The organism is Enterobacter cloacae complex sp. P6RS (assembly GCF_014982245.1).
GTDB classification, from domain to species: Bacteria; Pseudomonadota; Gammaproteobacteria; order Enterobacterales; family Enterobacteriaceae; genus Enterobacter; species Enterobacter bugandensis.
Window position 1 is genome coordinate 208,325 of sequence record NZ_JADCLB010000003.1, and the last position, 19,670, is coordinate 227,994.

A 19,670-nucleotide genomic window follows, 5' to 3' on the forward strand; every position below is an offset into this window, starting at 1 on the left:
AATGACAGGTTTTACGATCGATGTGGTTAAGTAAAAAGTTACAATGTAACGACATAAAATTTACTCTGGGCTGTGCACTCTTTTTTACTCTGCTTAACGGGCTGTTTATCCAGCGCAGCTGGGCCATTATTGCCCCTGCGCATCTGCACGATATTCTCTTCGCCGCATCCGTGCCGGTGGTGCTGTTTTGTGGCTGGGTCATTGTATTTAGCCTGCTCAATATCCCGTATATCCGTAAGCCGCTGATGATCGTCTTAACTGTCGGTTGCGCTGCGGCAACTTACTTTATGTTTACCTACGGCGCGGTCATCGATCAGAACATGATTGTGAACGTGTTCGAAACTAACTCCCAGGAAGCCACCGCGCTGGTGACCCCGCAGATGATTCTGTGGATTGTCATAGCCGGTCTTGTTCCATCCCTGGTGCTGGCGCTGACCCGCATTCGTACCGGCAAATGGTGGTACGCCCTGCTGACGCGTGTTGCCGCAATGCTCGGTGCCCTGCTGGTGATTATTCTTATCGCCGCGGTGTTTTATAAAGATTACGCGTCGCTGTTCCGCAATAACAAAAGCATCGTCAAAATGGTCACTCCGGCGAACTACGTCAGCGCCGTGGTGAAATACAGCAAGATGCGCTGGTTTGCCGGCGATCAAACGCTGGTGCGGATTGGCGAAGATGCGCACAAAGGCGCGCTGATTACGGGTCAGCAGAAGAAAACCGTTCTGGTGCTGGTCATCGGCGAAGCGTCGCGCGCGGCGAACTACTCCCTCAATGGCTACGGGCGTGAAACCAACCCGGAGTTGAAAAAGCAGGATGTGATTAACTTCCCGCAGGCCTCCTCGTGCGGCACTGAAACCGCTGTATCCGTTCCGTGCATGTTCTCCGGTATGACGCGCAGCAAATACGATGCCGACCTGGCGCACCATCAGGAAGGGCTGCTCGACGTGCTCAACCATGCGGGTATCAACCTCCTGTGGCGCGACAACGACGGTGGCTGTAAAGGTGCCTGCGATCGTATTCCCCATACCGACATGACGCAGTGGAAGCTGGATCAGTTCTGCAAAGGCCAGTCCTGTATTGATGACGTGAACTTCTATCACCTGGACAACGTGCTGGACGGTCTGAAGCAGGACACGGTGCTGGTTATCCACCTGATGGGCAGCCACGGCCCGGCGTACTATCGCCGTTACCCGGATAATTTCCGTAAATTCACCCCCACCTGCGATACCAACGAAATTCAGGATTGCGACCATCAGGCGCTGATGAACACCTATGACAATACCATCCTGTATACCGACAGCATGGTCAGCAAAACCATTGATGCGCTGAAAGCCCGTCAGGCGAACATGAACACCGCGCTGATTTACCTCTCGGATCACGGGGAATCGCTCGGTGAAAGCGGTATTTATCTGCACGGCACGCCGTACATGCTGGCGCCGGAGCAGCAGACGCACATTCCGTTTATGTTCTGGCTGTCCCCGGACTATGCGAAAAACTTTGGCATCAACGCGCAGTGTTTACGCGACCACGCAGCAAAAAATGCGGTTTCGCAGGACAATTTATTCTCGACGGTGCTGGGCATGATGGACGTTAAATCAAGCGTTTATCAGCAACAGTTGGACATTCTGAATGCGTGTCGCCGGTAACAGCGCTTGCATTAGACCGAACGGTCTATTAGAGTGAATCCATGAGCAGAAATACTGAACACGACACGCGAGAACATCTCCTTGCGACCGGCGAGCGGCTGTGCATGCACCGCGGCTTCATCGGTATGGGGTTGAGCGAGCTATTAAAAACCGCTGAGGTACCGAAAGGGTCGTTCTATCACTACTTTCGGTCCAAAGAGGCCTTTGGCGTGGCGATGCTGGAGCGGCACTATGCTGCTTACCACCAGCGCCTCGCGACCCACTTCGCCACGGGGGAAGGCAACTATCGGGATCGTGTACTGAACTACTACCAGGAAACGCTGAACCAGTTCTGTCAGAAGGGCATTATCAGCGGATGCCTGACGGTTAAACTCTCTGCCGAAGTGTGCGATCTCTCAGAAGATATGCGCACTGCAATGGATAAAGGCGCCAGCGGCGTTATCGCCCTGCTGGCGCAGGCGCTGGCGAAGGGGCGCGAAGAAAATACGCTCGCCTTCCCCGGGGATCCCTTAACGCAGGCTCAGGTGCTCTACTCCCTCTGGTTAGGCGCCAACCTGCAGGCTAAAATTTCTCGCAGTGCCGTGCCGCTCGAAAGCGCGCTGGCACATGTGATAAGTACGATTACTGCGCCTGGCGCTTAGCAGGCGTTTTTATTTACGTTATTACTAGTCGACTGGTCTACTCAGGAGTCGTTATGTCAGCTGAAAAATTATTTACCCCCTTAAAAGTGGGTGCCGTCACCGCGCCAAACCGCGTGTTTATGGCTCCGCTTACCCGTCTGCGCAGCATTGAGCCGGGTGATATCCCAACCCCACTGATGGGTGAATACTATCGTCAGCGCGCCAGCTCTGGCCTGATCATCACTGAAGCCACGCAAATTTCTGCTCAGGCCAAGGGATATGCGGGTGCGCCGGGGCTGCACAGCCCGGAGCAGATCGCCGCATGGCAGAAAATCACCGCGGGCGTTCACGCTGAAGACGGTCGCATTGCGGTCCAGCTTTGGCATACCGGTCGTATCTCCCACAGCAGCATTCAGCCTGGCGGTCAGGCGCCGGTTTCAGCGTCTGCCCTGAACGCGAACACCCGCACCTCCCTGCGCGATGAAAACGGTAACGCGATCCGCGTCGACACCTCTACGCCACGCGCGCTGGAGCTGGATGAGATCCCGGGTATCGTGAACGATTTCCGTCAGGCCGTGGCCAACGCCCGCGAAGCCGGTTTTGACCTGGTTGAGCTGCACTCCGCGCACGGTTACCTGCTGCACCAGTTCCTGTCACCGTCGTCTAACCATCGCACCGACCAGTACGGCGGCAGCGTCGAAAACCGCGCCCGCCTGGTGCTGGAAGTGGTTGACGCCGTTTGTCAGGAGTGGAGCCCGGACCGTATCGGTATCCGCGTCTCCCCAATCGGTACGTTCCAGAACGTCGACAACGGTCCGAATGAAGAAGCGGACGCGCTGTATCTGATTGAAGAGCTGGCGAAACGCGGCATTGCCTATCTGCACATGTCCGAGCCGGACTGGGCCGGCGGTAAGCCTTATACGGAAGCCTTCCGTCAGAAAGTGCGCGAGCGCTTCCACGGGGTGATCATCGGTGCGGGTGCTTATACCCCTGAGAAAGCCGAAGATCTGATTAATAAAGGGCTGATCGACGCCGTGGCGTTTGGCCGCGACTATATTGCCAACCCGGATCTGGTTGCTCGACTGCAGCAGAAAGCGGCCCTGAACCCGCAGCGTCCTGAGAGCTTCTACGGCGGCGGCGCGGAAGGCTACACCGACTACCCTTCTCTGTAATCTCGCCATTGTTCATTGATAGCGGCGACACTTCGCCGCTATACTAAAACATCGTTTCTGTTCAAAAAAATAGTCTATTCCATTGGTTAATGAGGAAATTATGCGCCTACTTCACACCATGCTGCGCGTTGGCGATCTGCAACGTTCTATCGATTTCTACACTAACGTCCTGGGCATGAAGCTGCTGCGCACCAGCGAAAACCCGGAATACAAATACTCGCTGGCGTTCGTGGGTTACGGCCCGGAAACGGATGAAGCGGTCATTGAACTGACCTACAACTGGGGCGTGGACAGCTATGAGCTGGGCACCGCCTACGGCCATATCGCGCTGGAAGTGGACAACGCGGCCGAGGCGTGTGAACGCATTCGCAGCAACGGCGGTAACGTCACGCGCGAAGCCGGCCCGGTAAAAGGCGGCACCACCGTTATTGCCTTTGTAGAAGATCCGGACGGTTACAAGATCGAGCTGATTGAAGCCAAAGACGCGGGTCGCGGTCTGGGCAACTGATCCCTCAGGGCGCAACATGCGCCCGTAGTTTTACTGCATCACCCTGCAAAATTTGCCATAATGCGCACTGCTTTTTCCCCTTGTAAGAGACCCTGATGTCCGATAACGCTCAATTTAGCGGTCTGTGCGACCGTTTTCGTGGTTTTTATCCCGTTGTCATTGATGTAGAAACAGCCGGATTTAACGCTAAAACCGATGCGCTGCTCGAAATTGCCGCCATCACGCTGAAGATGGATGAACAGGGCTGGCTTACACCGGACACCACGCTGCATTTCCACATTGAACCTTTCGAAGGGGCAAACTTACAGCCGGAGGCGCTGGCGTTTAACGGTATCGATCCGCATAACCCGCTGCGTGGTGCAGTCAGTGAATATGATGCGCTGCACGCCATATTTAAAATGGTGCGTAAAGGCATGAAAGAGAGCAACTGCAGCCGCGCCATCATGGTAGCCCATAACGCCACCTTCGATCACAGCTTTACCATGGCAGCAGCCGAACGCGCGTCGCTCAAACGCAACCCTTTCCACCCGTTCGTGACCTTCGACACCGCCGCGCTAAGCGGCCTGGCGCTGGGACAAACGGTTTTATCCAAAGCCTGCATTACGGCGGGTATACCGTTTGACGGTACCCAGGCGCACTCCGCCTTATACGATACGGAGCGCACCGCAGAGCTGTTCTGTGAGATCGTCAACCGCTGGAAGCGTCTGGGCGGCTGGCCGCTGCCGATGGGCGACAGTGAAGAATAAAAAAAAGCGACCTCTTCAGGTCGCTTTTTTATTAACGCAGAAAATTATTCAGCGTCCGGCTCTTCCGTTTTGTACTTCGCCGCCGTCTCTTTGATCAGCTGCTGCAGTTCGCCGCGCTGATACATCTCAATCAGGATATCGCAGCCGCCCACCAGCTCGCCGTCTACCCACAGCTGCGGGAAGGTCGGCCAGTTAGCGTATTTTGGCAGCTCAGCGCGGATGTCCGGGTTCTGCAGGATATCAACGTAAGCAAAACGCTCACCACAGGCTGACAGCGCCTGAACCGCTTGCGCGGAGAAGCCGCAACTTGGCAGCTTCGGAGAACCTTTCATATACAGCAGAATCGGGTTTTCAGCGATCTGGCGCTGGATTTTTTCAATAGTGGTGCTCATGTCTTGCTTCCTTTAACTTCTGTTACGGCAGTAGTCTGACATTGTAGCGGGTCAGGCTGGCATCGGAAAATAACATTTTCGTCACGTTTATATATTTTACCCCGACTCCACAAAAGTTGCATTGCAAATGGTGTTTACCCCTTCGCCCGTCAGGGTTTTGCTTAGGGAGTGAACAATTGTGCGTCAGAACGATGAATTTTTTTGCACTTGCTAACGAAACACGTTTTTAGATTGAAAAATGCTATTAACTTCTCGGGTTTTTATGGATTAGAATCGACGGGCTTTGTAAATCACACGCGGGTATTATTGATGACCTGCATATATCAGGGGACTGCCCAGTGGCGCGGATAACTAAAATCTCGATCACGCTCTGTGCTTTACTGTTTACATCACTCACGTTAACGCCAGCGGCAAACGCCTCTCAGCAGGCGCGGCAATCTGCTGTACAAAAAAGCCATCTGGTTAAAGCCACAGAACGTAAGAAAAAAACCAGCAACAAGAACGACAAGAAAAAAACCACCGCTCAGACTAAACAAACCGCTTCCAGCAAGACGAAAACAAAATCTTCCCGCACTACCCGCACCGCCAAAAATAAAGCTTCGCAGACCGCCGCTAACCTCGTTACTGAAAAATGCATTACCCGTAAAGGCCATAAAGCAAAATGCACGAAGGTAACAAAGCTGGCGGATGTGCATAAAGTGCGTGTGCAAAAAGCGCAAAAAACCGCGATGAATAAACTGATGGGGCAGATTGGCAAACCTTATCGTTGGGGCGGCAGTTCGCCGCGTACCGGTTTCGACTGCAGCGGCCTCGTCTATTACGCTTATAAAGATCTGGTTAAATTCCGTATTCCACGTACCGCCAATGAGATGTATCACCTGCGCGATGCGTCACCGGTTAACCGGGGGGAGCTGGAAAACGGCGACCTGGTCTTCTTCCGCACGCAGGGTCGCGGTACGGCTGACCACGTGGGCGTCTACGTTGGCAACGGGAAATTCATCCAGTCTCCGCGCAGCGGTCAGGACATTCAGATCACCTCGCTCAGCGAAGATTACTGGGTACGTCATTACGTCGGCGCGCGTCGCGTCATGACGCCAAAAACCATTCGTTAGTCCCTGCCCTGCCGCATCTGCGGCAGGGTAAGTTCCTCTTTTGCATACCCTTTCAATTTGCTATCCTGTCCTTGTTGTCTGTAGGGTTATTGGCAACACAAAATACAATAAGGAGAGAAGCAATGTCGTTCGAATTACCTGCACTACCGTATGCAAAAGACGCCCTGGCACCGCACATTTCTGCGGAAACCCTGGAATACCACTACGGCAAGCATCATCAGACGTACGTCACTAACCTGAACAACCTCATCAAGGGCACCGATTTTGAAGGCAAAACGCTGGAAGAGATCGTTCGCAGCTCAGAGGGTGGCGTTTTTAACAACGCGGCTCAGGTGTGGAACCACACTTTCTACTGGCACTGCCTGGCGCCGAATGCCGGTGGCGAACCTGCCGGTGAACTGGCAGCCGCCATCAACACCGCCTTTGGCAGCTTTGCAGAGTTTAAAGCGAAGTTTACCGATGCCGCCATCAAGAACTTCGGTTCTGGCTGGACGTGGCTGGTAAAAGAGGCGGATGGCAAACTGGCTATCGTGTCCACGTCTAACGCGGGCACCCCGCTGACCACCAGCGCTACGCCGCTGATGACCGTGGACGTGTGGGAACATGCATACTACATTGATTACCGCAATGCGCGCCCGAACTACCTGGAGCACTTCTGGGCTCTGGTTAACTGGGACTTTGTCGCGAAGAACTTCGCCGCATAAGAGACACGCAGAAGGGGTAACCCTTCTGCGTTTTTGCTTATTCAGCCGTGCAAACCGCTTCAGGCTGTTTACGGCCGGACATCATCACCAGCAGCAGGCCGAGCGCGGCAATAATCGCCCCCATCACCGGCACAAAACTGTACCCCAGACCGCCTGAAATCACGGCGCCTCCGGCGGCGGCACCCAGCGCATTGCCGAGATTAAATGCCCCGATATTCACGGAAGACGAGAGACCTGGCGCCTCATGGGCGACACGCATCACGCGCATCTGCAGCGGCGGCACCACGGCAAAGGTGGCAGCGCCCCAGACAACCATCGCAATCGCCGCGCCGAATTCATTCTGCGCCAGCCACGGGATCGCGACCATAATGACAATCAGCAGGGTTAAAAAGCCCTTCAGCGTGCCGCTCACGGAACGGTCGGCAAATTTCCCGCCGAGATAGTTGCCAATCGAGAAGCCCACGCCAATCACCACCAGCATCGCGGTAACAAAGAGTGGCGTTGCGTGGGTAATGTCGTGTAAGACCGGCGAGATATAGGTATAGAGGGTAAACATCGCCCCTGCCCCGAGCACGGTGGTAAGCAGCGCGGAGAGCACCTGCGGGCGCACCAGCACCGACAGCTCTCTGCGTACGTCAGGGCGTTCACCCGCGCTGCCTTTTGGCAGGGAGAAGAACAACGCCACCATCGCGACCACGCCCAGTCCGGCCGTCGCCAGGAAGGACATCCGCCAGCCAATGACCTCGCCCAGCCAGGTTGCCGCAGGAACACCGCCGATGTTAGCGATGGTCAGCCCCATAAACATGGTCGCCACGGCGCTGGCCTGCTTGTGTTTTGGCACCACGCTTGCGGCCACGACCGAGCCCAGACCAAAGAAGGCACCGTGGTTGAGGCTGGTCAGAATGCGCGACAGCATCAGAGTGGTGTAATCCGGCGAAATGGCCGAAAGCACGTTGCCCAGGGTGAAAATCGCCATCAGGAAAATCAGCGCATTGCGGCGCGCACGGTGCGAAAGCAGAAGCGTCATCAGCGGCGCCCCCACCATCACGCCGATGGCGTAGGCGCTGATTAACATCCCGGCGGCCGGGATCGAGACGTCCACGCCCCGGGCGATAACGGGCAGTAACCCCATCGGGGAGAATTCAGTGGTGCCAATCCCAAAAGCGCCAATCGCCAGGGCCAGCAGGGGAAAATTGATTTTCATGCGTCAACTCCGGATGCCGTGTCATGTGGTGACACAGAACAAAGAAGCGGAAAGCATGACATCAATCACAAAAAATGAGAAGTTAACAAAATGGCAAAAGATTTTTGCCAGAGAAGTAACAATCGGAGCGTTCGGGAGGGAGAAGGCTCTCCCCCCGCGTAAATCAATGCAGCGCAGCCGTCAGGCCAGCCGCCACAATCAGCGCCAGCACAATAACGGTGGTGAACAGCGAAAACTTCAGATCGGAACTCATCAATTTTTCTCCTTTTAATCCCCCACGAAAAGTGAGCTTGCTCATTTTTGCACAGTTTACGTCAAAAATCTTCCTGGATTTAAGCTGATAAACACTTTACCTCTTCCCCTTTTCATCAAGATAGGCCAAAATTCCACGCTAAATTTATTAGCGTACCGGCCATTGACCCCCTCCTGACGTCCCGTGTCGTTTTCCCGGCGTGCCGCAATTCAAAATTGCGTGATAAGGGTGAGAGAAGGCAAACGTTTACCTTCAAGTTTTTCAGGAGTTTAGGATATGGTCTGGAGTGACATTTAATGGCAACAATTAAAGACGTAGCAAAACGCGCAAACGTTTCCACTACAACCGTATCACATGTAATTAACAAAACCCGTTTTGTGGCGGAAGAGACGCGCAACGCCGTCTGGGCAGCGATCAAAGAGCTGCACTACTCGCCAAGCGCGGTTGCGCGCAGCCTCAAGGTTAATCACACCAAGTCTATTGGTCTGCTGGCGACCAGCAGCGAAGCGGCCTATTTTGCCGAGATCATCGAAGCGGTAGAAAAAAACTGCTTCCAGAAAGGCTATACCCTGATTCTCGGCAACGCCTGGAACAGCATTGAAAAACAGCGCGCCTACCTGTCGATGATGGCGCAAAAGCGCGTGGACGGCCTGCTGGTGATGTGTTCAGAGTACCCGGAATCCGTGCTGTCGATGCTGGAAGAGTATCGCCATATTCCTATGGTGGTGATGGACTGGGGCGAAGCGCGCGCCGACTTCACCGACTCCGTTATCGATAACGCCTTCGAAGGCGGTTACATGGCGGGCCGTTATCTGATCGAACGCGGCCACCGCGAGATTGGCGTGATCCCGGGCCCGCTGGAACGCAACACCGGCGCGGGCCGCCTGGCCGGTTTTATGAAAGCGATGGAAGAAGCGCTAATCACCGTGCCGGAAAACTGGATCGTGCAGGGCGACTTTGAGCCGGAATCAGGCTACCGCGCGATGCAGCAGATCGTCTCCCAGCCTCACCGTCCAACCGCCGTTTTCTGCGGGGGCGATATCATGGCGATGGGCGCCCTCTGTGCGGCCGACGAGCTGGGTCTGCGCGTACCGCAGGACATCTCCGTGATCGGATATGACAACGTGCGCAACGCGCGCTTCTTCACGCCAGCGTTAACCACCATTCACCAGCCGAAAGATTCACTGGGTGAAACCGCCTTCAATATGCTGCTGGACAGGATCGTCAACAAGCGTGAAGAGTCGCAGTCCATTGAAGTTCACCCTCGCCTCATCGAACGCCGTTCCGTTGCGGATGGCCCGTTCCGCGACTACCGTCGTTAATTTCATTGCGGAGCCAGTCAGTCTGGCTCCCGCAGCCACTCCCGGTTAAGCGTTTCGCTGTCCCCCAGATAGTCCAGCAGCCAGGCCATCGCCGGCGAGACATCATTTTGTTGCCAGGTGAGGCAGCAGGCCGCATCCGGGAACGGATTCTCCAGCGTTAGCTCAACCCACTCACCGGTGTCGATTCGCGGACGTGCAAAATGGGCGGGCACCATGCCTACGCAGAGCCCGGCGCTGAGGCACGTCGCCGACGATCCCCAGTCAGGGGCGACAACCCGCCGCTGGTTGTCCAGCAGCCAGGTAATTCGCTTCGGCAGCGAGCGGGAGGTATCCTCCAGCACCAGCGACGGCCAGCTCCGCAGCGTATCGTCGCTCAGCGGCCCTTCGGTCGCCGCCAGCGGATGATCGCTTGCCACCACGCATTTCCAGCTCAGCATCCCCATATCGCGAAAGGCGTAACGTCCCCCGACCGGGATCGCCTGGGTCGCGCCAATCGCCATCTCTACCCTGCCGTCCGCCAGCGCATCCCAGACGCCGTTGAACACCTCCTGCGAGACCCGCAGTTCTACGTCAGAGAAATGCCGATAAAAATCGACAATCATCTGCCGGGTGCGCTCGGGCTTAACGATGTTATCCACCGCAATGGAAAGGTGCCCCCGCCAGCCGTTCGCGATCTGCTGGCACTGCTCGCGGGTGATCTGCATTTTTTTGATAACAGAACGCCCTTCCTTTAAAAACCACGCCCCTGCGGGCGTTAATTCCACATCACGATGCCGCCGTTCAAACAGCGGTACCGCCAGCCATTCCTCAAGCTGTCGCACCGTATAGCTGATGGCTGAAGGGACGCGGTGCAACTCCTGCGCCGCTCCGCTAAAGCTGCCGTTACGCGCGACAGCATCGACCACCTCAAGAGAATAATCTGACCACATTTTCTGCCTGCAAAAAATTTGAATGCACCCGCCAAATATTAGCGTTTCACAAGCGGCTTTGCACTCCCTACACTCAGCGCCAACGTATACCTGCCTCCTCAGGAGAATAAAACAGTGCAGCCCAGGAAAGGTTTTTTAGTCTGGCTCGGCGGCTTAAGCGTGCTGGGCTTTTTGGCCACCGATATGTACCTGCCGGCGTTTGCCGCCATGCAGGAAGATTTGCAAACCCCTGCTGCCGCCATCAGCGCCAGCCTGAGCCTGTTCCTGGCCGGTTTTGCCTTCGCGCAGCTGCTCTGGGGACCGCTTTCGGATCGCTTTGGGCGTAAACCGGTGCTGCTGCTGGGGCTGGCCATTTTTGCCGTGGGCTGTCTGGGGATGCTATGGGTGCGCGATGCTACCTGGCTGCTGGTGCTGCGGTTTGTTCAGGCGGTCGGCGTCTGTGCCGCGGCCGTGACCTGGCAGGCGCTGGTCACCGATTACTACCCGGCGAACCGCACTAACCGTATTTTCGCCACCATCATGCCGCTGGTAGGGCTCTCACCGGCCCTCGCCCCGCTGCTGGGAAGCTGGATCCTCGCGCACTTTGACTGGAAGGCCATCTTTGCCACGCTGTTTGCCATCACGCTGGTGCTGATGCTGCCGGCGTTCGCCCTCAGGCCCGCGCATAAAAAAGAGGCGCACGCAGACGCGAAGCCGATTACCTTCACCTCCCTGCTGAGCGCGAAAGCGTATCGCGGCAACGTTCTGATCTATGCCGCCTGCTCGGCGAGCTTCTTCGCGTGGCTGACCGGTTCGCCTTTTATTCTGCACGATATGGGCTATAGCCCGGCGGCCATTGGCCTGAGCTACGTTCCGCAGACCATCGCGTTCCTGGTGGGCGGGTACGGCTGTCGAGCGGCGCTGCAAAAATGGGAAGGCCAGCAGATGCTGCCGTGGCTGCTGGTGCTCTATGCGCTGAGCGTCATCGGCACCTGGGCCGTTGGGTTTATTCCGGGCGCGGGTCTGGCCGAAATATTGATTCCATTCTGCGTGATGGCCATCGCGAACGGGGCGATCTACCCTATCGTTGTGGCGCAGGCACTGCGTCCGTTCCCGCAGGCGACAGGCCGCGCGGCTGCGCTGCAGAACACCCTGCAGCTGGGGCTGTGCTTCCTGGCAAGCCTGGTGGTCTCCGCGCTGATTGCCACGCCGCTGGTGACGACGACCAGCGTGATGCTGGCTACCGTTGCGCTGGTGGCGTTGGGTTATCGCATGCAGGCCTCCGCGCAGGATGAGAGCACGCAGGTAGAAACCTCGCATGCCTAATCGCGCCAGAAACTATGTTAATTTTCAGTGATTAGGTTGCTAAGAATTTTCTATTGAATCACCAAATTTTGAGGCCTATACTAAATTTGGTTCGATTAAATACGATAAATATTATGTGTTAACGGGAGCCGGAGTGCTCCCGTTTTACCATGGAAGGCATTTCGGCAAGGGTTATCTCCCTTCCTCTGTTCTACGTCGGATACTAGCCTCGCGGTATTTACCGTGAGATTTCTCACAAACCAAAAAAGCGTCTACGCTGTTTTAAGGTTCTGATCACAGTAGGGTGATGGAGAAGCTATGAGTTCATCGTGTATAGAAGAAGTCAGCGTTCCGGACGATAACTGGTCCCGGATCGTCAGTGAACTGTTAGGTCGGGCAGGCATCACTATCAACGGATCATCCCCATCGGATCCTCAGGTTAAACATCCCGATTTTTTTAAACGCGTGTTGCGCGAGGGGTCGCTAGGCCTGGGGGAAAGCTATATGGACGGCTGGTGGGAATGCGAACGGCTGGATACTTTTTTCGCCAGCGTGCTGCGTGCTGGTCTGGAAAAACAGCTCCCCCGTAATCTTAAAGACACCCTGCGTGTCGCCTCTGCCCGTCTCTTTAACCTGCAAAGTAAAAAGCGTGCCTGGATCGTCGGCAAAGAGCATTACGATCTCGGCAACGATCTGTTCAGCCGCATGCTGGACCCCTTCATGCAATACTCCTGCGCCTACTGGAAAGAGGCGTCGACGCTTGAAGAGGCTCAGCAGGCCAAGCTGCGCCTGATTAGCGAGAAATTGCAGTTGCAGCCCGGTATGCGCGTGCTGGATATCGGCTGCGGCTGGGGCGGGCTGGCGTATTTTATGGCGAAGCACTACGGCGTCAGCGTGGTCGGCGTCACCATTTCCGCTGAACAGCAAAAAATGGCGCAGGAGCGGTGCCTGGGGCTTGATGTGGATATCCGCCTGCAGGATTACCGGGATCTGAACGAACAGTTTGACCGGGTCGTTTCCGTGGGCATGTTTGAGCACGTCGGGCCGAAAAACTACGACACCTATTTCGAGGTGGTGGACCGTAATCTGAAACCGGACGGTATTTTCCTGCTGCACACCATCGGCTCTAAGCGGACCGACAATAACGTTGACCCGTGGATCAACAAATACATCTTTCCGAATGGCTGTTTACCGTCCGTACGCCAGATTGCCAACGCCAGCGAATCCCATTTCGTGATGGAAGACTGGCATAACTTCGGCGCGGATTACGACACCACGTTAATGGCGTGGCATGCACGTTTTCAGGAAGCCTGGCCTGAAATTGCGGACAACTATTCTGAACGATTCAAGCGGATGTTTAGCTATTATCTGAATGCCTGCGCGGGGGCGTTTCGCGCGCGAGATATTCAGCTCTGGCAGGTTGTTTTCAGCCGTGGGATTGAACACGGCTTGCGGGTCGCACGCTAGAAAAATAACCCCGGCCAGCCGGGGTTATTTTTTATTCTTCTTCTACAGCTTTAATTATTGCGGCTTCTTTTGCGGCCAGCACGCGCTCAACGGTATCTACAACCGCCTGGGTTTGCGGATCGATTTCGATATTCACGCGATGCCCCAGTTTTTTCGAACCCAGCGTGGTGCGCTGCAGCGTCTCGGGAATTAAATGCACGCAAAAACGCGTCGGAGTAACTTCTCCCACCGTCAGACTAATCCCATCAATGCCAATAAACCCTTTATAGAGGATGTATTTCATTAATGAGGGGTCCTGCACTTTAAACCAGATTTGACGGTTATTTTCTGATGTAACGATTTTCGCCACTTCGGCGGTGGTCATGATGTGCCCGGACATCAGATGGCCGCCAATCTCGTCGCTGAACTTCGCCGCGCGCTCAACGTTGACGGTGTCCCCCACCACCAGCTCGCCCAGGTTAGTAATACGCAGCGTCTCTTTCATTAAATCAAAGCTAATCTGGTTACCATTAATTTCGGTGACGGTCAGGCAGCAGCCGTTATGGGCAACCGAGGCGCCGGTTTCGATGCCGTCGAGCATATATTCCGGCAGCTCTACAACATGAGTACGAAAATTAGGTTTTTCATCAATGGACACCACTTTGGCGGTGCCCTGCACAATACCAGTAAACATGCTTACAACTCCTGTTTTTTCCGGACGGTGGTGACACCGTTTAATCCCACCACAATAACAGTTGGAAAAACAGGTTGCCAGCGGAGCGCATTTTCTGGCGATTTTTTCACTAGATAAATAGCTAAAGCCCGCTACAATAGCTGGCACCCCCCTGCATTTTCTTCTTGCTGCCCGTTTCGGCGGCTTTTTTAGTCTCTCATATAACTACAAAATAAAGGTGTTCACGTGCAGAAGTACATGAATGAAGCGCGCCAGCTATTGGCACTGGCTATACCAGTGATCGTCGCGCAGGTGGCCCAGACCGCAATGGGATTTGTGGATACGGTAATGGCGGGTGGCTACAGCGCCACCGATATGGCGGCCGTTGCCATCGGCACGTCAATCTGGCTGCCGGCCATCCTGTTCGGCCACGGTCTGCTGCTCGCCCTCACCCCGGTTATCGCTCAGCTTAATGGCTCGGGTCGTCGCGAGCGTATTGCCCATCAGGTCCGCCAGGGTTTCTGGCTGGCAGGGTTTGTCTCTGTTCTGATTATGGTCGTGCTCTGGAACGCGGGTCATATCATCCGCGCCATGCACAATATTGACCCGGCGCTGGCAGACAAAGCCGTGGGCTATCTGCGCGCCCTGCTCTGGGGTGCGCCCGGCTACCTCTTTTTCCAGGTCGCCCGTAACCAGTGTGAAGGGCTGGCGAAAACCAAGCCCGGCATGGTGATGGGCTTTATCGGCCTGCTGGTGAATATTCCGGTGAACTACATCTTTATCTACGGCCATTTTGGAATGCCGGAGCTGGGCGGCGTCGGCTGTGGCGTGGCGACGGCTGCGGTTTACTGGGTAATGTTCTTCAGTATGATCGCTTATGTGAAACGCGCCCGTTCAATGCGCGATATTCGTAACGAGAACAGATTCAGCACGCCGGACTGGAGCATCATGACGCGCCTGGTGCAGCTAGGCTTGCCGATTGCGCTGGCCCTGTTCTTTGAGGTGACGCTCTTTGCCGTGGTTGCCCTGCTGGTCTCCCCGCTGGGGATTGTTAACGTGGCCGGACACCAGATTGCGCTCAACTTCAGCTCCCTGATGTTCGTCCTGCCGATGTCGCTGGCGGCGGCGGTGACGATTCGTGTCGGCTTCCGCCTGGGACAGGGCTCCACCCTGGATGCGCAAACGGCCGCGCGCACCGGGCTGGGCGTCGGTGTTTGCATGGCCATCTGTACGGCGCTGTTTACGGTGGCGCTGCGCGAGCAGATCGCCCTGCTCTATAACGACAACCCGGACGTGGTGGCGCTGGCTTCGCACCTGATGCTGTTGGCTGCGGTGTATCAGATTTCTGACTCCATCCAGGTGATTGGCAGCGGCGTATTGCGCGGATATAAAGACACGCGTTCGATCTTCTTTATTACCTTTATCGCCTATTGGGTGCTGGGTCTGCCTACTGGCTACGTGTTGGCGCTGACCGATCTGGTCGTTGATCGCATGGGGCCAGCCGGATTCTGGATGGGCTTTATCATCGGACTGACGTCGGCGGCGATCATGATGATGATGCGCATGCGCTTCCTGCAGCGCCAGCCGTCAACGGTAATTTTGCAGCGCGCTGCGCGTTAACTACGCAGTAGCCGCCAGCTGGCGGCTACTTTCTCTTCACTTTGCGCGGTAATGAAGCAATCGCGTGAAATCAGAGAGAAAAATGCGTTTTCCCTCTTGCCTCCTTGATGCTGTGCCGCTAATATTCGTCCCCGTTGTCACCGACAACACGTTGCGTTCATAGCTCAGTTGGTTAGAGCACCACCTTGACATGGTGGGGGTCGTTGGTTCGAGTCCAATTGAACGCACCATTCTGCGTCCGTAGCTCAGTTGGTTAGAGCACCACCTTGACATGGTGGGGGTCGGTGGTTCGAGTCCACTCGGACGCACCATTTCAGTCCTGAAATGGTGCAAATTCTCCCCTTTTACCCTGAATTTTCTTAATCGCTTATTTTCATCATTATTCTCCTGCTACGCTTTTCTTATGGAATAAATACAGGAAGCGCGTCAATGAAGAATATCGCGATTATCGGCTCCGGCCCTACAGGGATTTACACCTTTTATCATCTGCTTAATAACAGCACCCCGCTCTCCGTATCCGTCTTCGAACAGGCCGATGAAGCTGGCGTGGGCATGCCCTATAACGACGACGATAATTCCCGGCTGATGCTGGCGAACATTGCGAGCATAGAAATCCCGCCCATTTTTATGACCTACCTCGACTGGCTCAAGGAACAGAGCGACGCCCATCTGGCGCGCTTTAAGGTTGATAAAGCCAGCCTGCATGACCGGCAGTTCCTGCCTCGACTCCTGTTGGGTGAGTATTTTCGCGACAGCTTGCGTTCAATCGTGAAAGAGGCAAAAAAACTGGGGTTCCAGGTTGCAGTCCATGAATCCGCGAAGGTAACGGACATCATCCCCTCGATAACCGGCGTAACGCTTTCCGTCAACGACACCACTTTGCCCGATCGGTTCGACCTGGCGGTTATCGCCACCGGCCACGTCTGGCCAGATGAGGAGGAAGCCACGCGCACGTTCTTCCCCAGCCCGTGGTCGGGGTTGATGGACGCCAGCATTCCCCCTTGCCGCGTGGGCATTATGGGAACGTCGTTGAGCGGTCTGGACGCGGCTATGGCGGTGGTAATGCAGCACGGTGAGTTTCGTGACGGTAAATTCCTCCTCGACAAAGGCAGCGAAGGGTTAAACATTACGCTGATGTCCCGCACGGGCATTCTGCCGGAAGCCGATTTTTACTGTCCAATCCCTTACGAACCGCTGTCGGTATTGACCGAATTCGTGGTTGAACGCGAGATAGCCAAAGGATCGGACGGCCTGCTTGACCGCATATTTTCCCTGATGGTGAAAGAGCTCGAGCTCGCTGACCCGGCGTGGTGCGAGAAAATTTCTCTGCGTAACCAGGATGCCGACAGCCTTCGTGAGGCATGGTTTGAGGACCGTAAACGGCACGGCCCCTTTACCTGGGCGGAAGAGAACCTCAGCGAGGTTGAACGCAACAAACGCGAACGGCGCACCGTGGCCTGGCGCTATACCGTCCTTCGACTGCATGAGGTGGTTCAGGAGATTGTGCCCCACCTCAACGACGACGACAGAGAGCGCTTTAAGCAGGGCCTCGCCCGCGTGTTTATCGACAACTATGCCGCCATCCCGCCGCAGTCTATCCGCAGGCTGCTTGCGCTTCGCGAGGCCGGCATCATTAGCGTGGCGGCGCTCGGCGATGATTACACGCTCGACGCCGGCAGCGATCGGACGGTAATTACCACCAAAGAGAGCGTTTATCGTTTCGACGTGTTTATTGACGCGCGCGGGCAAAAGCCGCTCAAAACAAAGGACTTGCCTTTCCCGACGCTGCGTAAACAGCTGGCAGAGACGGGCGACGAGATACCCGACATTGGTGAGGATTACACGCTTAAAGCGCCTGAAACGGTTCGCGGGCGCATTGCTTTCGGTGCGATACCGTGGCTGATGCACGATAGTCCCTTCGTTCAGGGGCTGGCGGAGTGTGCGGAGATTGCAGAGGCGATGGCGAAGGCGGCTGAAAAACCTGCCTCGGGGAGACGGCGTCGGTTACCGTACGTGGAGAACTGACAGGGCTTCCATGCCCTGCTATCGGTGATTACTCGAAGAAGACCTCCGGGTTTTCCGACAGCGATACGAACGTTTTGGTGTTCTTATCCAGGGCAAGGATTTTGCCGCTTTCAATGTCATACACCCAACCGTGCAGACGAAGCGAATTATTACGCAGGCCCACCGCGACGGACGGATGGGTCTTGATGTTGCTCAACTGCGCAAACACGTTCTCCTGCACCATCGCATTCACTTTATCGATAGGCTTGTCCCAGCTTTTCTTCTCTACCACGGCTTTCGCCGCGTCGGAATAGCGCAGCCAGTGCGATACGGCTGGCATTGGCTCCAGGTTGGCGTTATCGGCAATCGCCTTCATCGCGCCGCAGTTGGAGTGGCCGCAGATCACGATATCCGTCACGCCCAGCGCCACCACCGCGTACTCGATAGTTGCAGATACGCCGCCCGGCTCCGGCCCGAAAGGCGGGACAATGTTGCCAGCATTACGAATGACAAAAAGCTGTCCCGGCTCTTGCTGGGTGACCAGTTCAGGAACCAGACGGCTGTCGGAGCAGGAGATGAACAGCGCTTTGGGATTCTGGCTGGACGCTAAACTGCGAAAGAGCTCTTTACGTTGCGGGAAAATCTCTTTTTGAAAGCTGAGAAAACCTTCAATGATATGTTGCATAGCAATTTCTCTTTTATCTGTTTTCGTTTAGGTATGATCGCGATCACACTCGTAAAGTTTACCCACCGTACTTTACCTGAGACAAGCAATATATTTCTGGCCCGACCGCTGCACGATGTCGTCGGCGTTCGCCGGGATGTTTTGCCCTTCGAACGCGCCGTAAAGACGAGCGAACGATTTTCCCGCCAGGCGCCGGGTAACGTCCTCAACCGTACGGGCAGGCAGCGGGAGCATATTCGGGTAGCTCCACATAAACGACACCGCATCTTTCCCCGGGGTGACCTGCAAAATATCCCCCGCCAGCAAAACGCCCTCGTCCTCCTGCCAGTGCAGTACCGTTCCGCCCGCAAAATGGCCGCCGAGACGTAGCAAAGTGACGGACGGCCAAATCTCCAGCGCCTCCCCCTCCCAGAAATGAATCGCCGGGCTGTTGCGCAACACCCATTCGCGGTCGCTGGCGTGCAGGTAGACCGGCGCATCGAAAGCCGCGGCCCACTCCTGCATCGTGGTGTAATAGTGCGGATGCGAAATCGCAATGGCGTGAAGGCCACCGAGCGCAGTGATGAGCGTTTGGGTTGCGGGATCAAGGTTGGCAATGCAGTCCCAAAGAATATTGCCGTGCGGGGTGCGCAGAAGGAGCGCCCTCTGGTTAATCGCAAAAGCGGGAACCGTTTTGATACTGAACAGCGCGGGCTCCAGCTGCTGCCATTTATTCACGTGCGTGGCCGTCACCGTCGCGTAATCAATCCACGCCTGACCGCTGACCGGGACATACTGGCGTTCATCCTCGCAAATCGGACATCTCTCCGGCTTTCCATCATAGGAGGTACCGCAGGTTTTACAGAGTGTAATCATGAGCGCTCCTCGGTGATAAAGCACTGAGTATGGCAGGGATTATCCTTATGTGCTGCGAGGTACATTGCCGACGTTTTTTACCCTATACTGTGCCAGTATCAAAAACCGAACAGAGCAGGTGCAACATGGAAATTGATCTCGATAACTTAGTTTTTAACGGTCTGGATGAAGCGGAAGAGCGTAACGCGGAACGTCTGGACGACGCGGATAAAAAAGCGCAGGCGATTGTTGCCGACGACGACTGCGGTGATGCCTGCAAGATTTGATAAAAAAAGCACCGGTAAACCGGTGCTTTTTTATTTTACTTTTTCAGCCCGTCAATGGCCGCCGCACGGTGCGCTTCCACGGTTCTCGGGGAAAGGTTCAGGCGTGCAGCCACCTCTTTATTACTGCACCCTTCCAGCAGTACGGTCAGGGTAACCAGAATGCCCTTCTCATTTTTCAGACTGTCGACATTACCAGTTAACGTTGCTGAGAACAAAAAAACGCGGGCGT

The 19,670-nt window shown here is 55.5% G+C and carries 21 protein-coding genes and 2 tRNA genes; 15 read left to right on the plus strand and 8 right to left on the minus strand.

Translation table 11 applies throughout. From position 1 onward, the window contains the following. Positions 1-20 precede the first annotated feature (20 nt). The 5 genes from eptA (at position 21) to rnt (ending at position 4,692) form a co-directional block, all read left to right on the plus strand. Entirely contained in the window at positions 21-1,646 is a 1,626-nt protein-coding gene (eptA, locus tag INF73_RS01995) for a phosphoethanolamine transferase EptA (protein ID WP_193542434.1), read from the plus strand. Positions 1,647-1,687: 41 nt separating this feature from the next. Next, on the plus strand, positions 1,688-2,287 hold the full coding sequence (locus tag INF73_RS02000) for a TetR/AcrR family transcriptional regulator (RefSeq protein WP_193542436.1): 600 nt from the start codon (positions 1,688-1,690) through the stop codon (positions 2,285-2,287). Between the two features lie 53 nt (positions 2,288-2,340). Further along, positions 2,341-3,438: an alkene reductase gene (locus INF73_RS02005; protein WP_028012895.1), complete on the plus strand. Its 1,098-nt coding sequence runs from the start codon at positions 2,341-2,343 to the stop codon at positions 3,436-3,438. A 100-nt stretch (positions 3,439-3,538) separates the two neighbouring features. After that, positions 3,539-3,946 carry a lactoylglutathione lyase gene (gene gloA, locus INF73_RS02010; protein ID WP_013096923.1) on the plus strand — a complete coding sequence of 136 codons (408 nt, stop codon included), beginning with the start codon at positions 3,539-3,541 and terminating at the stop codon, positions 3,944-3,946. A gap of 95 nt (positions 3,947-4,041) precedes the next feature. Then, on the plus strand, positions 4,042-4,692 hold the full coding sequence (gene rnt / locus INF73_RS02015; RefSeq protein ID WP_028012894.1) for a ribonuclease T: 651 nt from the start codon (positions 4,042-4,044) through the stop codon (positions 4,690-4,692). Positions 4,693-4,736: 44 nt separating this feature from the next. Here rnt and grxD read toward each other — a convergent pair whose 3' ends face one another. Further along, positions 4,737-5,084, minus strand: a complete 348-nt coding sequence (gene grxD, locus INF73_RS02020; RefSeq protein WP_003832760.1) for a monothiol glutaredoxin 4 — start codon at positions 5,082-5,084, stop codon at positions 4,737-4,739. A gap of 338 nt (positions 5,085-5,422) precedes the next feature. Between grxD and INF73_RS02025 the strand changes: the two genes are divergently transcribed. Together INF73_RS02025 and sodB are read left to right on the plus strand one after the other, a co-directional pair. Next, positions 5,423-6,196, plus strand: coding sequence for a C40 family peptidase (locus INF73_RS02025; protein WP_047368407.1), 774 nt, complete (start codon positions 5,423-5,425; stop codon positions 6,194-6,196). Between the two features lie 122 nt (positions 6,197-6,318). Continuing rightward, on the plus strand, positions 6,319-6,900 hold the full coding sequence (sodB, locus tag INF73_RS02030) for a superoxide dismutase [Fe] (protein WP_063438362.1): 582 nt from the start codon (positions 6,319-6,321) through the stop codon (positions 6,898-6,900). 37 nt (positions 6,901-6,937) lie between these two features. Here sodB and INF73_RS02035 read toward each other — a convergent pair whose 3' ends face one another. After that, positions 6,938-8,104 (minus strand): MFS transporter, encoded by a 1,167-nt coding sequence (locus INF73_RS02035; protein ID WP_193542438.1) that lies wholly within the window; start codon positions 8,102-8,104, stop codon positions 6,938-6,940. Between the two features lie 163 nt (positions 8,105-8,267). Then, a complete protein-coding gene (locus tag INF73_RS02040; protein ID WP_020688313.1) occupies positions 8,268-8,357 on the minus strand; it encodes a YnhF family membrane protein in 90 nt (29 codons plus the stop codon). A 296-nt stretch (positions 8,358-8,653) separates the two neighbouring features. Here INF73_RS02040 and purR point away from each other — a divergent pair, with 296 nt between their 5' ends. Further along, positions 8,654-9,679, plus strand: coding sequence for an HTH-type transcriptional repressor PurR (gene purR / locus INF73_RS02045; protein WP_008500597.1), 1,026 nt, complete (start codon positions 8,654-8,656; stop codon positions 9,677-9,679). Between the two features lie 17 nt (positions 9,680-9,696). Here purR and punR read toward each other — a convergent pair whose 3' ends face one another. Then, complete coding sequence (punR, locus tag INF73_RS02050; RefSeq protein WP_028012890.1) at positions 9,697-10,608, minus strand: DNA-binding transcriptional activator PunR; 912 nt, start codon at positions 10,606-10,608, stop codon at positions 9,697-9,699. A gap of 114 nt (positions 10,609-10,722) precedes the next feature. Here punR and punC point away from each other — a divergent pair, with 114 nt between their 5' ends. Both punC and cfa read left to right on the plus strand, forming a co-directional pair. Beyond that, complete coding sequence (punC, locus tag INF73_RS02055; protein ID WP_193542440.1) at positions 10,723-11,913, plus strand: purine nucleoside transporter PunC; 1,191 nt, start codon at positions 10,723-10,725, stop codon at positions 11,911-11,913. Between the two features lie 297 nt (positions 11,914-12,210). After that, the gene (cfa, locus tag INF73_RS02060) at positions 12,211-13,359 is read left to right on the plus strand and encodes a cyclopropane fatty acyl phospholipid synthase (RefSeq protein ID WP_028012888.1); all 1,149 of its coding nucleotides are present in this window, start codon (positions 12,211-12,213) and stop codon (positions 13,357-13,359) included. Positions 13,360-13,390: 31 nt separating this feature from the next. On the opposite strand, the gene INF73_RS02065 is transcribed toward cfa, so the two are convergent. Beyond that, positions 13,391-14,032 carry a riboflavin synthase gene (locus tag INF73_RS02065; protein ID WP_028012887.1) on the minus strand — a complete coding sequence of 214 codons (642 nt, stop codon included), beginning with the start codon at positions 14,030-14,032 and terminating at the stop codon, positions 13,391-13,393. 225 nt (positions 14,033-14,257) lie between these two features. On the opposite strand from INF73_RS02065, the gene mdtK reads away from it, so the two are divergent. From mdtK to INF73_RS02085, 4 genes are all read left to right on the plus strand, one after another. Then, positions 14,258-15,631, plus strand: coding sequence for an MdtK family multidrug efflux MATE transporter (mdtK, locus tag INF73_RS02070; RefSeq protein ID WP_049138896.1), 1,374 nt, complete (start codon positions 14,258-14,260; stop codon positions 15,629-15,631). Positions 15,632-15,784: 153 nt separating this feature from the next. After that, a tRNA-Val gene (locus tag INF73_RS02075) sits at positions 15,785-15,861 on the plus strand. 4 nt (positions 15,862-15,865) lie between these two features. Next, a tRNA-Val gene (locus INF73_RS02080) sits at positions 15,866-15,942 on the plus strand. A 118-nt stretch (positions 15,943-16,060) separates the two neighbouring features. Next, positions 16,061-17,656 carry an FAD-NAD(P)-binding protein gene (locus INF73_RS02085; RefSeq protein ID WP_193542442.1) on the plus strand — a complete coding sequence of 532 codons (1,596 nt, stop codon included), beginning with the start codon at positions 16,061-16,063 and terminating at the stop codon, positions 17,654-17,656. Positions 17,657-17,684: 28 nt separating this feature from the next. Here INF73_RS02085 and INF73_RS02090 read toward each other — a convergent pair whose 3' ends face one another. Beyond that, positions 17,685-18,320, minus strand: coding sequence for a carbonic anhydrase (locus INF73_RS02090; RefSeq protein ID WP_028012884.1), 636 nt, complete (start codon positions 18,318-18,320; stop codon positions 17,685-17,687). A 72-nt stretch (positions 18,321-18,392) separates the two neighbouring features. Beyond that, a complete protein-coding gene (locus INF73_RS02095) occupies positions 18,393-19,175 on the minus strand; it encodes an MBL fold metallo-hydrolase (RefSeq protein ID WP_028012883.1) in 783 nt (260 codons plus the stop codon). Positions 19,176-19,300: 125 nt separating this feature from the next. Here INF73_RS02095 and INF73_RS02100 point away from each other — a divergent pair, with 125 nt between their 5' ends. After that, a complete protein-coding gene (locus INF73_RS02100; protein ID WP_003857665.1) occupies positions 19,301-19,441 on the plus strand; it encodes a hypothetical protein in 141 nt (46 codons plus the stop codon). 35 nt (positions 19,442-19,476) lie between these two features. Here INF73_RS02100 and INF73_RS21995 read toward each other — a convergent pair whose 3' ends face one another. Continuing rightward, positions 19,477-19,656 (minus strand): LuxR C-terminal-related transcriptional regulator, encoded by a 180-nt coding sequence (locus INF73_RS21995; RefSeq protein ID WP_049000831.1) that lies wholly within the window; start codon positions 19,654-19,656, stop codon positions 19,477-19,479. Positions 19,657-19,670 lie beyond the last annotated feature (14 nt).

Coding starts and splice junctions, on each gene's coding strand:
- INF73_RS02035 (WP_193542438.1), bottom strand. CDS start 8,104: ATGAAAATCAATTTTCCCCTGCTGGCCCTGGCGATTGGCGCTTTTGGG.
- purR (WP_008500597.1), top strand. CDS start 8,654: ATGGCAACAATTAAAGACGTAGCAAAACGCGCAAACGTTTCCACTACA.
- INF73_RS02085 (WP_193542442.1), top strand. CDS start 16,061: ATGAAGAATATCGCGATTATCGGCTCCGGCCCTACAGGGATTTACACC.
- sodB (WP_063438362.1), top strand. CDS start 6,319: ATGTCGTTCGAATTACCTGCACTACCGTATGCAAAAGACGCCCTGGCA.
- INF73_RS02090 (WP_028012884.1), bottom strand. CDS start 18,320: ATGCAACATATCATTGAAGGTTTTCTCAGCTTTCAAAAAGAGATTTTC.
- punR (WP_028012890.1), bottom strand. CDS start 10,608: ATGTGGTCAGATTATTCTCTTGAGGTGGTCGATGCTGTCGCGCGTAAC.
- grxD (WP_003832760.1), bottom strand. CDS start 5,084: ATGAGCACCACTATTGAAAAAATCCAGCGCCAGATCGCTGAAAACCCG.
- INF73_RS02000 (WP_193542436.1), top strand. CDS start 1,688: ATGAGCAGAAATACTGAACACGACACGCGAGAACATCTCCTTGCGACC.
- INF73_RS02005 (WP_028012895.1), top strand. CDS start 2,341: ATGTCAGCTGAAAAATTATTTACCCCCTTAAAAGTGGGTGCCGTCACC.
- INF73_RS02040 (WP_020688313.1), bottom strand. CDS start 8,357: ATGAGTTCCGATCTGAAGTTTTCGCTGTTCACCACCGTTATTGTGCTG.
- gloA (WP_013096923.1), top strand. CDS start 3,539: ATGCGCCTACTTCACACCATGCTGCGCGTTGGCGATCTGCAACGTTCT.
- rnt (WP_028012894.1), top strand. CDS start 4,042: ATGTCCGATAACGCTCAATTTAGCGGTCTGTGCGACCGTTTTCGTGGT.
- cfa (WP_028012888.1), top strand. CDS start 12,211: ATGAGTTCATCGTGTATAGAAGAAGTCAGCGTTCCGGACGATAACTGG.
- INF73_RS02095 (WP_028012883.1), bottom strand. CDS start 19,175: ATGATTACACTCTGTAAAACCTGCGGTACCTCCTATGATGGAAAGCCG.
- INF73_RS02100 (WP_003857665.1), top strand. CDS start 19,301: ATGGAAATTGATCTCGATAACTTAGTTTTTAACGGTCTGGATGAAGCG.
- eptA (WP_193542434.1), top strand. CDS start 21: ATGTGGTTAAGTAAAAAGTTACAATGTAACGACATAAAATTTACTCTG.
- INF73_RS02065 (WP_028012887.1), bottom strand. CDS start 14,032: ATGTTTACTGGTATTGTGCAGGGCACCGCCAAAGTGGTGTCCATTGAT.